Source organism: Faecalibacterium sp. An192, assembly GCF_002160175.1.
GTDB lineage: Bacteria > Bacillota > Clostridia > Oscillospirales > Ruminococcaceae > Faecalibacterium.
Map to the genome: position 1 here is coordinate 24,476 of NZ_NFKB01000034.1, position 12,644 is coordinate 37,119.

Annotated in this window: 14 protein-coding genes and 3 tRNA genes; 7 read left to right on the plus strand and 10 right to left on the minus strand. The window is 60.2% G+C overall.

Features of this window, described 5'->3' with window-relative positions; all coding sequences use genetic code 11:
- Nucleotides 1-102 precede the first annotated feature (102 nt).
- Nucleotides 103-1,584: a carbon starvation CstA family protein gene (locus B5F27_RS10850; RefSeq protein WP_087248602.1), complete on the minus strand. Its 1,482-nt coding sequence runs from the start codon at nt 1,582-1,584 to the stop codon at nt 103-105.
- Between the two features lie 328 nt (nt 1,585-1,912).
- Here B5F27_RS10850 and B5F27_RS10855 point away from each other — a divergent pair, with 328 nt between their 5' ends.
- The 4 genes from B5F27_RS10855 (at nt 1,913) to B5F27_RS10870 (ending at nt 4,923) form a co-directional block, all read left to right on the plus strand.
- Nucleotides 1,913-2,905, plus strand: coding sequence for a CPBP family intramembrane glutamic endopeptidase (locus B5F27_RS10855; RefSeq protein WP_087367558.1), 993 nt, complete (start codon nt 1,913-1,915; stop codon nt 2,903-2,905).
- Between the two features lie 30 nt (nt 2,906-2,935).
- Nucleotides 2,936-3,661 carry a DUF5131 family protein gene (locus B5F27_RS10860; RefSeq protein ID WP_087367561.1) on the plus strand — a complete coding sequence of 242 codons (726 nt, stop codon included), beginning with the start codon at nt 2,936-2,938 and terminating at the stop codon, nt 3,659-3,661.
- A 213-nt stretch (nt 3,662-3,874) separates the two neighbouring features.
- Nucleotides 3,875-4,675 carry an aldo/keto reductase gene (locus B5F27_RS10865; protein ID WP_087367564.1) on the plus strand — a complete coding sequence of 267 codons (801 nt, stop codon included), beginning with the start codon at nt 3,875-3,877 and terminating at the stop codon, nt 4,673-4,675.
- Nucleotides 4,676-4,725: 50 nt separating this feature from the next.
- Complete coding sequence (locus B5F27_RS10870) at nt 4,726-4,923, plus strand: ROK family protein (RefSeq protein WP_087367566.1); 198 nt, start codon at nt 4,726-4,728, stop codon at nt 4,921-4,923.
- Between the two features lie 124 nt (nt 4,924-5,047).
- On the opposite strand, the gene B5F27_RS10875 is transcribed toward B5F27_RS10870, so the two are convergent.
- From B5F27_RS10875 to B5F27_RS10885, 3 genes are read right to left on the minus strand one after another with little or no spacing between them, the layout of a single operon-like run.
- On the minus strand, nt 5,048-5,197 hold the full coding sequence (locus B5F27_RS10875; protein ID WP_087367569.1) for a FeoB-associated Cys-rich membrane protein: 150 nt from the start codon (nt 5,195-5,197) through the stop codon (nt 5,048-5,050).
- Nucleotides 5,198-5,213: 16 nt separating this feature from the next.
- On the minus strand, nt 5,214-7,265 hold the full coding sequence (feoB, locus tag B5F27_RS10880; protein WP_242962169.1) for a ferrous iron transport protein B: 2,052 nt from the start codon (nt 7,263-7,265) through the stop codon (nt 5,214-5,216).
- Entirely contained in the window at nt 7,258-7,491 is a 234-nt protein-coding gene (locus tag B5F27_RS10885; protein WP_087367572.1) for a FeoA family protein, read from the minus strand. The genes feoB and B5F27_RS10885 overlap by 8 nt, the downstream gene beginning before the upstream one ends.
- 226 nt (nt 7,492-7,717) lie before the next feature.
- On the opposite strand from B5F27_RS10885, the gene B5F27_RS10890 reads away from it, so the two are divergent.
- Complete coding sequence (locus tag B5F27_RS10890; protein WP_087367575.1) at nt 7,718-8,296, plus strand: hypothetical protein; 579 nt, start codon at nt 7,718-7,720, stop codon at nt 8,294-8,296.
- Nucleotides 8,297-8,427: 131 nt separating this feature from the next.
- On the opposite strand, the gene B5F27_RS10895 is transcribed toward B5F27_RS10890, so the two are convergent.
- The 5 genes from B5F27_RS10895 to B5F27_RS10915 all read right to left on the minus strand — a co-directional run bounded on the left by B5F27_RS10895 (nt 8,428) and on the right by B5F27_RS10915 (nt 10,421).
- Nucleotides 8,428-8,503: transfer RNA gene (locus tag B5F27_RS10895), tRNA-Thr, on the minus strand.
- 3 nt (nt 8,504-8,506) lie between these two features.
- Nucleotides 8,507-8,583 (minus strand) — tRNA-Asp (locus B5F27_RS10900).
- A 177-nt stretch (nt 8,584-8,760) separates the two neighbouring features.
- Nucleotides 8,761-9,705: a phosphatase PAP2 family protein gene (locus B5F27_RS10905; protein WP_087367578.1), complete on the minus strand. Its 945-nt coding sequence runs from the start codon at nt 9,703-9,705 to the stop codon at nt 8,761-8,763.
- A 114-nt stretch (nt 9,706-9,819) separates the two neighbouring features.
- Nucleotides 9,820-9,895, minus strand: a tRNA-Trp gene (locus B5F27_RS10910).
- Nucleotides 9,896-9,950: 55 nt separating this feature from the next.
- Nucleotides 9,951-10,421: an Rrf2 family transcriptional regulator gene (locus tag B5F27_RS10915; protein WP_087249628.1), complete on the minus strand. Its 471-nt coding sequence runs from the start codon at nt 10,419-10,421 to the stop codon at nt 9,951-9,953.
- A 124-nt stretch (nt 10,422-10,545) separates the two neighbouring features.
- Here B5F27_RS10915 and B5F27_RS10920 point away from each other — a divergent pair, with 124 nt between their 5' ends.
- Together B5F27_RS10920 and B5F27_RS10925 are read left to right on the plus strand one after the other, a co-directional pair.
- Complete coding sequence (locus B5F27_RS10920; RefSeq protein ID WP_087367581.1) at nt 10,546-10,851, plus strand: rhodanese-like domain-containing protein; 306 nt, start codon at nt 10,546-10,548, stop codon at nt 10,849-10,851.
- A 54-nt stretch (nt 10,852-10,905) separates the two neighbouring features.
- The gene (locus B5F27_RS10925; protein WP_087367584.1) at nt 10,906-11,334 is read left to right on the plus strand and encodes a hypothetical protein; all 429 of its coding nucleotides are present in this window, start codon (nt 10,906-10,908) and stop codon (nt 11,332-11,334) included.
- Nucleotides 11,335-11,428: 94 nt separating this feature from the next.
- Here B5F27_RS10925 and aroD read toward each other — a convergent pair whose 3' ends face one another.
- Complete coding sequence (gene aroD / locus B5F27_RS10930; RefSeq protein WP_087367587.1) at nt 11,429-12,187, minus strand: type I 3-dehydroquinate dehydratase; 759 nt, start codon at nt 12,185-12,187, stop codon at nt 11,429-11,431.
- Nucleotides 12,188-12,644 lie beyond the last annotated feature (457 nt).

Genomic DNA, 12,644 nt, shown 5'->3' on the forward strand with positions numbered 1-12,644 from the left:
GCCGCTTGTTTGATGTTTGATAAAAAACCTGCCAGCCGCTGTTGGAGGTCAGCGGCTGGCAGGTAGGGTGAATTTTACGTATGCCAGACCGGGCAGAAGGGGTTACTTCTTGGCGGGCTGCTTCTTGGTGGCGTGGATGAAGATAGCCAGCAGCAGGACGGCGAAGATGATGCCCACGGGGTAAGCCACGGCGGTGTTGTAGACGACGGCGCCCGAGGCGTCCTTGGTGTTCAGGAACTGGCCCAGGCACTCATTGCCCAGCAGGAAGTAGGTGGCCGACACGGCGCTCATGAAGGTGGCGGGAACAGCGGTGATCCAGTAGTTCTTCTTCTGCTGGAACAGGTACATGCTGGCAGCCCACAGAACGATCATGGCCAGGGTCTGGTTGGTCCAGCTGAAGTAACGCCAGACGATGGAGTAGTCCAGGTGACCGACGAAGGCGCCCACCAGCAGCAGAGGCACGCAGAGGATCAGACGGTTCTTGAAGCCCTCCTGGTCCAGCTTGAACCAGTCGGCCAGGGTCAGACGAGCGCTGCGGAATGCGGTGTCGCCCGAGGTGATGGGGCAGGCGATGACGCCCAGCATGGCCAGAGCCACGCCGATGCCGCCCATGGTCTTGGCGCAGACGTCGTAGATGGCGGCGGACTGGCCGTTGGCCAGGGAAGCCTGCAGACCGGTGTTCAGACCGTTGGTGACTTCGTAGATGGAGCAGCCGGCGGCGGCCCAGATCAGAGCGATGATGCCCTCACAGACCATGGCGCCATAGAACACCATGTGGCCCTGACGCTCCGACTTCATGCAGCGGGCCATCAGAGGCGACTGGGTGGCGTGGAAACCGGAGATGGCGCCGCAGGCGACGGTGATGAACATGAAGCTCCAGATGGGCTTGCCGGTGGGCTCCATGTTGTAGAAGTGGGTCCACAGCTCAGGAATGACGTAGTTGGAGTTGGTGAAGATGCCGATGGCAACGCCTACGGCCATCACGATCAGGCAGATACCAAAGACGGGGTAAATCTTGCCGATGATCTTGTCGATGGACAGGAAGGTGGCGATGAAGTAGTAGGCCAGGATGATCCACAGCCACACTTCGGTGTTGGCCAGCAGACCGGTGACGCCGCCGTTCTTGAACAGAGTGACGATCAGGCCGGCGGGGCCGACGGCAAAGACGGTGCCAACCATGACCAGCAGCACCACGCTGAAGATACGCATGACGGTCTTCATGCCGTTGCCCAGGTAGATGCCGCAGATCTCGGAGATGGAAGCGCCTTCGTTGCGCTCAGACAGCATGCCCGAGAAGTAGTCGTGGACGCCGCCGGCAAAGATGGTGCCGAAGGTGATCCACAGGAAAACCACAGGGCCCCACAGGGCACCCTGCATTGCGCCGAAGATGGGGCCAAGGCCCGCGATGTTCAGCAGCTGAACCAGGAACAGTTTCCACTGGGGCATAACGACGTAGTCGACGCCGTCGTTGATGCGGACAGCGGGAGTTTCCCGGTCATCCGGCCCAAAGGTGTTATCGACGACCTTGCCGTAGGTCAGGTAGCCGATGATCAGCAGAGCCAGGCAGAGCAGAAAACTTACCATAAAGATTCCTCCTATTTGTATGATTTCTTGCCAGGCTGGATGCCTGCCGCAATCCAGCCGCTCCATCTCCCATTCTAGTCCTTTTTCCAGAAAATGCAAGGGGTTTGTTTATACTTTTTTCATGTTTTGTTCAAAATTTGCCTATCTTCGTCCTATCCGGAATGAAGTATATTTCAGCGCCCGGAGGACGGGCCCAAACCGCCGGTTCAGGACAATAAAACCCCTTAAAACTGCCGGAAAAAGGGGACAAGGAGCCTATTCCGCGCCGGGCCGGTTTGTGATATAATGGGCTTATCTTTAATTTTAATAAGGAAAAGGAGACCTGATTATGGAAGATTCCCCGCGCTGCACCGCACGCCAGCTGGTGCCCTTTGCCCTGATTGCCTACGGGCTGCCCTTTCTGATGGGGATACCTCTGGCCATCGCCCAGCGGGCCGGCTACCCCACCGACATCTTCGCCAACGCCCAGATGTACTACCCGGCCGCAGGCGCCATCGCGGCCCTGCTGCTGACCGGGCAGGCGGACGCTATGCCCCGGCGCTTCTTTGTCTTTCATCTGATCTGCACCGGCCTGATGGCCCTGTGCTGCCTGGGTACGGTGATCCTGCCGGGAGGCGGCTGGCTGGTGGCCTGCAATCTCATTGTGATTCTGGGGAGCCTGGCGGGCTGGGGCGTCCTTCTGGCACAGAAAAAAGAACTGCGCCAGTCCGCCGGTCTGGGCTGGCAAAAGGGAAAACTGGTCTGCGGCTGTGTGGTGCTGTACATCCTGCTGCGGACGGCGCTGGTGTTTGCCAGCGCGGCCATCAGCGGACAGCTGGAAGAGTATCTGGCCTACTGGGCAACCCCTGCGCCCTATCTGGTGTTGGTGATGCTGATTCCCAACTTTTTCCTCAGCTTTGCGCCCTTCTGGGGAGAAGAGTACGGCTGGCGGTATTTCCTCCAGCCCCGGCTCCAGAGCCGGTTCGGGATGCGGGGCGGCGTCCTGCTGCTGGGTGTGCTGTGGGGACTGTGGCATCTGCCCCTGAACTTCTTTTTCTACGCCCCGGACACCGCCCTGCAGAGCGTGGCCAGCCAGCTGATTACCTGCGTGACCCTGGGAATCTTTTTTGCCTGGGCCTACCTCAAGACCGGGAACATCTGGGCCCCGGTGCTGCTCCATTTCTTCAACAACAACCTGACGGTGGTCTACACCGGCACCACCGAAATCAGCAACCAGACCATCGGCTGGCTGGATGTGGGGCTGCATCTGGTGCTGATGGGAGTGGTCTTTTTGCCCTTCCTGGCTTCGCCGGTGTTCGGCAAAAAGGCAAAGGTCCAGTGATTCCTGTGCCGGTGGAAAGAAGGTGACCTCATGCCCATCTGGAACCCATGGCACGGCTGCCATAAGATCAGCGCCGGGTGCATGCACTGCTATGTCTACCGGCGGGACGCCTCGGTGGGGCGGGACGCCAGCGCCGTGGCCAAAACCGGGGATTTTGACCTGCCGCTCCGGCGGGACCGGCACCGGGAATACAAGCTGCAGCCCGGGGAGGGGACGGTGTTCACCTGCATGACCTCCGATTTCTTTCTGGAGGAGGCGGACCCCTGGCGGCCGGCCTGCTGGCAGATGATGCGGCAGCGGCCGGATCTGGATTTCGCCATCATCACCAAGCGGATCCACCGGTTTATGGACTGCATCCCGCCGGACTGGGGCGAGGGATATCCCAATGTGTCCATCTACTGCACCGCGGAAAACCAGGAGATGGCCGACGCCCGCCTGCCCCTCTATCTGACCCTGCCCATCCGGCACAAGCACATCTGTCATGAGCCCATGCTGGGGCCCATCAACATCGAGCCCTATCTGGCCTCGGGCCAAATCGAATATGTGCTGTGCGGCGGCGAGTCGGGCCCCGGGGCCCGGCCCTGCCGGTACGAATGGATTTTGTCCATCCGGGAACAGTGCGTCCGGTATGGGGTACGGTTCCATTTCAAACAGACCGGCGCAGTGTTCATCAAGGACGGGAAGGTCTATCACATCCCCCGGAAGCTGCAGCAAAGTCAGGCCGCCCAGGCGGGGATTGACTATGCAGGAGAATAACTTTTTGTATATAAGATGACATGTTAGACTGAAAGTTTCCGATGTAGACGGAATGAAAAGAACGTTGTATCGTATTGTGCCGCAGGCATAAACGCCGGGAGCGAGCGGAAACGGGACGGCTTCGCGGAAGTGACGGAGAACCGGAAAGTATATGGTACACAGTAAAAGTCTTTTGCTTACTTTTCTTCCAGAAAAGTAAGAGAAAGGGGAAAGATGGAGTATTTTGAGATCGGGAACGGGGTGCAGATGCCAGCGCTGGGCTTTGGAACCTGGACGCTGCGGGGCGAGGAAGGCCGCCGGTGCATCCGGGAAGCTCTGGAAGTGGGCTATCGGCTTCTGGACACCGCCCGCATGTATGAAAACGAGGACGTGGTGGGACAGGCCCTTCGGGACAGCGGCCTGCCCCGGGAAGAAGTGTTCCTGACCACCAAGCTGTGGGAGCCCAGCAACAGCTACCAGAAGGCGAAAGCGGACATTGACCGCTCGCTGAAAACCCTGGGAACTGACTATGTGGATCTGCTGCTGCTCCATGAACCCTACCCCGAGTCGGAAGAAATGTACCGGGCCATGGAGGAGGCTCTCCGGGCCGGAAAGGCCCGGGCCATCGGGGTGTCCAACTTCAATCAGGAGGAGTACGACCGCCTGGAAGAGCGGTGCAGCATCCGCCCCGCCGTGAATCAGGTGGAATCCCATGTGTATTATCCGCGGTTGGCGCTGCAGAAAGCCCTGGCGGCCCGGGGCACCCGGATGCAGTCCTGGGCGCCCTTCACCGAGGGGCGGCGGGATGTTTTTCATGAGCCGGTGCTGGTAGAGATCGGGGCGGCCCACGGCAAAACCGCCGCCCAGACGGCGCTGCGGTATCTGGTGCAGAACGGCATCGCCGTCATCCCCAAATCCGCCCACCGGGAACGGATGGAGGAAAATTTTTCGATTTTTGATTTTGCCCTCACCGGGGAGGAAATGGCCCGGATCGGGCAGCTGACGGACGGGGTATCCCTGTTCGGCTGGCCCTGAGGCCGGGCCGCTGCACACCAAAGCAGGCACAGAAGAAAGGACGGGTAACCATGAAACAGTATCTGGCGTTTGACATCGGGGGCACCTTTATCAAATACGCCTTCATGGGGGAGGACGGGAGTTTTCTGGAAAACGGCAAGACCCCTACCCCCGCCGACACCCTGGACCACCTGCTGGACACCATGACGGAGATCGGGGCCCAATTCGAGGGAAGGTTTGAGGGCGTGGCGGTGTCCATGCCGGATTGATACCGCCACCGGCATCGCGCACACCGGCGGCGCCCTTCGGTTTTTGCTGAGCAACATCTGATCCAACAAGAAAAGCGCCCCGGTGCCTTGAAGGCATCGGGGCGCTTGTGCGTTTCAGGAAATTTCAGCGGCACTGATTATGGTAGGGGCAGTGGGAAGAACAGCCGGCACAGCCGCCGCCCTGCTTTTTGCGGCGGCGGATGCGGGCCAGCGCCCAGCCCAGCCACAGGCCCAGAGCCAGCAGAATCAGTGCAATCACAAGGAGGGAACCCATGGGCGCATCCTCCCGGTTACAGGATCAACATGCCGACCTGGTAGACCAGGAAGGTCACCACCCAGGCCACCGCCAGCTGGAAAGCGGCGGTAAAGACCATCCAGGTCCAGCTGCCCGATTCCTTGCGGATGGTGCCCAGGGCGGCGGCGCAGGGAATGTACAGCAGGCAGAAGATCATCAGGCACAGGGCGTTGAAGGAGCCAAAGCCGATCCCCTCCAGGGCGGCGGCAAAGGCGGACATGCCGGCGGGGGAGCTGGCGTTGACGATGCCGAACAGCACCGCACAGCTGGACACCACCACTTCCTTGGCCGAGATGCCGGCAATGAGGGCCACCGCAATCTGCCAGTAGCCCAGGCCGATGGGGGCAAAGAAGGGGGTGAGGATTTTGCCCAGAACGGCGCCGAAGCTGTCGGCCATGTCGGGGGTGTAGCCGCCGGGGCCGAAGTTCAGCACCACCCAGATGATGAGGGTGGCGATGAAGATGGTGGTGCCGGCCTTTTCCAGGTAGTCCATCACCTTTTCCCAGACGTAGATGGCCACGGTGCGGGCGTCGGGGAGCTTGTACTCGGGCAGCTCGATGATGAGGTAGTTGGCGTGATCCTTTTTGCGGTCCAGCAGGTGGAGCAGGGCCGAAATCAGGATGGCCACCAGGATGCCGATGAGGTACATGGAGTAGGCCACCAGCATGGCATGGTCCCCAAAGAACATCTCAGAGAACAAAATGTAAATGGTCAGCCGGGCATTGCAGCTCATGAAGGGGGTCACCAGCATGACCTTGAGCCGGTCGTGCTGGTTTTCCAGGGCGCGGGAGGCCATGATGGCCGGCACCGTACAGCCGAAGCCCAGCAGCATGGGGATGAAGGCCTTGCCTGACAGGCCCATCTTGCTCATAATGCCCTCCATCACGTAGGCCACCCGGGCCATATAGCCGCTGTCCTCCAGCAGAGCCAGGCAGAGGAACAGGATCAGGATGTTGGGCAGGAAGGTGACGATGGTTCCCACGCCGGCAATGATGCCGTCCACAATCAGGGAGGTGAGAACGTCCCCGGCGTGGATGGCGGTGAGGCCCGCCAGGGCCCCGTCCGAAATGGCCCCGATGGCCAGTTCCAGATAGCCTTTCAGCCAGTCGCCCAGGGTGAAGGTCAGGAAGAAGATCACCGCCATGATGCCGAAGAACACCGGAATGCTCCACACCTTGCTGGTGAGGATCTGGTCGGCCTTTTCGGTCAGGACGTCCTGCCGCTCCTTGTGGATCAGGACTTCGTCGATGATCTCGCCGATGAAGTCGTATTTCTGGTTGATGATGTCCGACTCATAGCTGCGGTCCAGCACCTGGGGCAGGTCCACCGGATACTTCTGGGTGATTTCCTGGTCTCCCTCCAGCAGCTTGATGGCGTGCCAGCGGTAGTTGGTCAGGCTGGGGTACCGGTGCTGCAGCTCGGGGATGATCTGGTCGATCTTGTCCTCGATGGTGTCGGAGTACACCATGGTGTATTCCGTGTGATGGTCGTGCTGATGGTGGGACTCGGTTCTGTGCTGATGGACCAGCGGGTCAGGACCGGTGCTGTCCTTGTGGTGGGCCGCCGCGTGAAGCAGGGCGTCCAGGCCCCGGCGCTGCCGGGCCGACACCGGAATCACCGGCACGCCCAGCATCTCGGGCAGGCGGTGGAGGTCGATCTCCATGCCCCGCTTTTCCACAATGTCCATCATGTTCAGGGCCATCACCACCGGCTTGCCCAGCTCCAGCAGCTGCAAGGTCAGGTACAGGCCCCGCTCCAGGGCCGAGGCGTCCACCACGTTGATGATGACGTCCACCTCGCCGCTGAGGATGAACTGGCGGGACACCGTCTCCTCCATGGTGTAGGAAGTCAGGCTGTAGGTGCCCGGCAGGTCCACCAGGTGGATGTTGAGGCCGTGGTGCTTGATGGCGCCCTCCACCTTTTCCACCGTGACGCCGGGCCAGTTGGCCACCTTCAGGTTGGCGCCGGTGTAGGCGTTGAACAGGGTGGTCTTGCCGCAGTTGGGGTTGCCGATGAACCCGATGGTCATTTCATGCTGTTCAGGCATCCCGCTCACCCTCCCTTACTTCAATGTTCTGGGTAATGTTGTACCCCAATGCGAAGCGGGTGCCCCGCAGTTTGATGATGAGAATTCCTTTTCCTTTCCGGTTCAGCACCGAGATGGGGGTCTGGCGGGTCATCCCCAGAGCCTCCAGCCGGCGCTCCATCTGAAAGGGCAGATGGATGCTCTCCACAATATAGGTCCGCCCAATCTGCGCGTCCTTTAAATACATCTTTCACACCTCCCAATCGGCGGGAGTTGTACGCGTTTAACTTCCGCCATCCCTTATATTACAAAGAAGAACCCCATTCGTCAATGGGGGCAAACCGTTTTCTTTGGGGGAAAGAGCTGCCCGGCGGCGGAAAATTTCACCCTTTGGGGATGCAATTTCCCGGCGGGGCCGAACGTATCCAGAATAAGAGCTAGGAGGCGGCGCAGCCGCAGAAAGGAGAAACCCTATGGCAGTTCAGCGCAGAAAAAAGGCCGGGGCGGCCGCCCTGGCCCTGGCAATGGTGCTGTGTACGGCTACCGCCTGCGGGCAGGCCGGCCCGTCCAGCCAGGAAACCTCGGAATCCCAGCCGGCCCAGGTCCAGGCAGAGCCCGAATCCACCGAGCCCGGCGAAGTCACCGACGGAGAGATCATCGCTTATTTTGAGACGTTCCAGCAGGCGGCGGCCGCAGGAGAGCGGGAGAAGGTGGCGGAGATGTTCCTCTATCCCAAACAGCTGCAGCTCCCCGGCCAGGAACTGACCTATGTGAACTCGGCGGAGGAATTCCTGCCCTATTATGACCAGGTGTTCACCGCGGAGTTCCTGGAGCAGATCGCCCAGATGGAGCCGGACGCCTTTGTCCGGGAAGGCTCCACCATCGGCTGGGGAGACGGGGCCGTCTGGGCCCGGACCTACGACGGCCAGCTGACCATGGCGTCGGTCTTTGCCTCCCGGGAGGACCGGTATCTGGCCTACTATGAAGGCAACGACAACGAACTGGAAGCAGAGGGCCAGACCAGCCCCGCTTCCCCGGCACAGCCGGAATAAGACATCCCATGCCCCCGGCCCCGGCCGGGGGTTTTTCATTGAGCCCGGAAAGGGAACAGGGGAAACGCCCGCTTTTCCCGCAAACGCAAAAAACACCCCTGAAGTTCTGTGACTTCAAGGGTGTTGTGCTCTGGAGCTGCTATCCAGATTTGAACTGGAGACCTCATCCTTACCAAGGATGCGCTCTACCAACTGAGCTATAGCAGCATATGGCGACCCGGATCGGGCTCGAACCGACGACCCCCAGCGTGACAGGCTGGTGCTCTAACCAACTGAGCTACCGGGCCATACTCTCTGATGGCCGCCGGCGTCTGACCGCCGGAACGTGACTTATTATACCAGCGCGGGGCGGGATTGTCAAGCCTGAAATGCAAATTTTTTTGATTTTGCAGAAATTGGACGAAAACAGACGAATCAACGAAAAAAGCCTCCCCGAAGGGAGGCGAAAAAACTGGAAAGAGACCTCAGCGGGCCTTGCGCTGGAGCTTACAGATGAGGGCGGGCACCAGGGCGGTGACGTAGAAGGCCAGCAGAGCGCAGCTGACAAAGGCGGCCCAGAGGGGACCCATGATGCCGGTCAGGGCCAGGGGCAGCAGCTTGTAGATCAGCAGCATGGGCAGCAGGGCCAGAGCGGCCAGGATAAACTGCCCGGCGCTGCGGTGGTCGGTGGAGAACTGGAGCCACCGGCGCTCGATGAGCCAGCCGGGGAAGAAGCCAAAGACCATGCCTGCCGCCATGAAGCCGTCCTCCTTCATGATTTCGGGGTCCACCAGAAGGACGCCGTTGACGTAGTCCATGGGATAGCTCTTGCACTCAAACCAGAGGACGGCGGCCAGGGCCAGAACGGTGCCCACCGCCGCTACCTTCAGGTCAAAGCTGGGCTGACGCTCCAGCCGGGCCAGGATTTTGCTGTTGAGCCACAGGTAGCCGCAGGTTAAAGCCAGGCTGACCAGGACATCCTGAGGGGTGTGGACCCCCAGATAGTTCCGGGAAAAGCCGGTGAGCAGGATCATAACCGCCATCAGGACCGCCAGCCAGCGGCGCTTTTTGCCGTACCACAGGCCCACGCTGCCGTAAATGGCGGCGGCGCTCTGGGTGTGGCCGGAAGGGAAGGAATAGCCGGTGGCGGTATCGATGGCGTTGGTGATCGGCTGAATGCGGGGGTCCCGCACCCAGGGGCGGTAGACGCAGGCGGTGAGCTTGAACACCTGGACCAGCAGACTGCTGCCCACATAGTTGAGCATCAAAAAGCTGCCGAACCGGCGGTCCACCGCCCAGAACACAAAGGCCGCCACAGCAATGGTCAGGGAACTGGCGGCCAGTTCGCTGATCAGCTCCATCGCCGGGTTCAGCAGCCAGCCGGCCGCCTCCCGCAGGCGCTGCAAAAGCAGCAGATAGGCAAGATCCATAAAACGCCTCCTTGCGCTTGAAAAAATACCCGCACCCTCCCTGCCGGGGAGAGTCTGGGCCAAACGCCGGGCGGATAAAACAAAAAAGCACAGCGCCGGCTGGCACTGTGCTCTTGGCAGGGGTAGTAAGTCTCGAACTCACGGCACGCGGTTTTGGAGACCGCTGCTCTACCAACTGAGCTATACCCCTATACACCCGGCATTCGTCGAATGCCAGATCATTATAACCAATCTTTCGGCAGATGTCAAGAGTCTTTTTCGGGCAAATTTCGATTTTTTGCGCAGGCGCAGGCTCCGCCGGAGGCCTCCGCCATGCTTTTAGCGATGTCGGCCAGGGTGACGCTGTCCAGATACTGGTTGATGACCTCGTCCAGTCCCGCCCAGAAGGGCAGGGTGGCGCACTGGTCGGACAGCGGGCAGGCGTTGGTTTCGCTCTCAAGGCAGGGGATGGGGGCGACGCTCCCCTCCATGGCGGCGATGATTTCGCCGGCGGTGGTTTCGCTGGGGTCCTTGACCAGACGATAGCCGCCCTGGCTGCCCCGCTCGCTCTTGACCAGGCCGGCCCGGGCCAGCGGCGTCACCAGCTGTTCCAAGTATTTCAGGCTGAGGTGCTGACGCTCGCTGATCTCTTTCAGGGGCATGGCACGCCCGGTGCCCGAGCAGGCCAGCTCCGCCATCAGGCGCAGGCCATACCGGCTTTTGGTGGAAAATCGCATCCTTGAACCTCCTTGTCTGGATGTGTTCAGTATAGCACGGGGAGGGAAATTTGAAAAGCCTTGTGAAAACAAAAAAGGTTTGTTATCATAAGATGGAAAAGAAACGAGAGAGGAGGAAAGAACAATGGTTCAGAAGATTACCCCCGCCGCTGCGCGGCAGATGATGGAGGCGGGAGAGGCCGTCCCGGTGGATGTCCGGGAGCCCTCGGAGTATGCCGCAGGCCACATTCCGGGGGCGCGGCTGCTGCCCCTGGGCAGCGTCCGGATCAAAGCGGCGGACGTGATTCCCGATCAGGAGGCCGCCTGGCTGATCTATTGCCGCAGCGGCCAGCGCAGTGCCATGGCGGCGGCCCAGCTGGAGGCCATGGGATACCACAACCTGTACGATCTGGGCGGCATCATGGCCTGGCCCTACGATGTGGAGCGCTAAGATGAATCAATCCCTGTCAGGGGAAACGAAAGCAGAAAGGAATGGGTGAAGGGTATGGCCTACCATGCCAGAGACTTTGCCGGGAGCCATTGCGGCTGCCGGTACCAGCAGGACTACCGCCCCACGCTGGGCCGCGACGGAAAAAAGGAGTCGGGCACGCTGGAAGTCATCAAGTTTTATTATGACGGAAAAATCCGGTTTGAACAGCACTGCTATGGCGAGGCGGCCACCTTTGTGTTCGGCGCCTGGGCCGAGCGGATGGATGAGGACGGCACCCTTCATTGGCTCCGCCCCAAAACCGGCTACTACAATGAGGAGTATCTCCCCAAAAAGCTGACCAAAGTGGATGAGGCGGGCAATCTGTATTTTGACGGCACCGTCTATCCCTGGAAGCTGGCGGACGACTTCACCGAGGACCCCCGGTGGGGCTATCCCCGCTGGAAGGTGGCCCTGGGCAAACTGACCGGCCGGGGCCGCGGCTGACCGCCCTGAATCCCTGAAAGAAAACGGACCGCACCCCTGCCAGAGCGGGAGAGGGCGGTCCGTTGCTTTTGTCTCTTACATATAATAGGGAAAATCAGGACAAAGCCAAACGGTCCAGGATGGGAGCAAGGACGTCCAGCTCGATTTGGCCCGGGGCGCTGGCTTTGCCGGCGCAGGCAAAGGTCATGGCCGAGCCCATGGACTCGCCGCAAATCCGGCTGACCCCGCCCAGAGCCCCCATGCTCATGGTGATGACGGGGGTTTCAGGGTGGAGATCGGCCATTTCGGCGGTGGCCTCCAGCAGAGCCAGCACGTCCCGGCGGCTCTGGGGCATAACGGCCAGTTTGGGCAGATCGGCCCCGGCGGCCTGCATGGCGCAGAGCCGGGATACCATTTCCTCCCGGGAGGGAGTCTGGGCAAAGTCGTGGCTGGAACAGACCACCTTGACCCCGTGGGCGTGAGCCTCTGCAATCAGCCCGGAAAGAGCATCCCCGGCGGGGAGGAACTCAATGTCCAGCAGATCGGCACAGCCGCTCTCCCAGACCCGGCGGCAAAAGGCAGTGTATTCTTCAAGGGAGGCGTCTGCCTCGCCGCCTTCGGCCTGAGTGCGGAGGGTGACCAGAAGGAGCTTGTCTCCCAGCACCTGACGCAGCCCGATGAGACAGCGGCTCAGCGCTGCGCTGTCCCGCCAGCTTTCAAACCAGTCGGCACGAAATTCCACACAGTCCACTTTCAGACCGGCAAACGCCCGACCCTGTTCCAGGACGGCAGACTCGGTCTGCTCCACAATGGGCAGGATGATTTTGGGCCGGCCTTCTCCAATCCGGCAGCCCCACACAGTGATACAGGACATGATAACCCACACTCCTTTTATTTTATAAGATCACGCCGCCCGCCCCAAAAGAGCGTTCGCGCGGCGGAGATTTTCTCAGGAATCTGTTGAGATAAAGCAGTTGGAAAGGAGCCCGGCGGCCTGCAAAGCAGGCGGGGCCGGGACTCTCTTACTTATATAGAGAATACCTGTATCATAATGGGGGATAGGGGGCGTTGTCAAGAAAGTTTTCCGACTTGCAAAAAAAGTTGAAAAAAGGGGTTGACAAAAAGAGGGAAAGGTAGTACTATATGTGAGCGCCCTGACGGGGCGGCCCACAAAGCGAAAAGAACTAAAAACACTTCGAAAAAAGTGCTTGACAAGTTCGAAACGCTGTGGTAAAATAAACAGGTCGCCAGCCGAGAGGCTGAGCGGACAGGACCTTGAAAATTGAACAATATCGAATACTTGTAACGGAACCTTTAAAGTGTTGGAAACA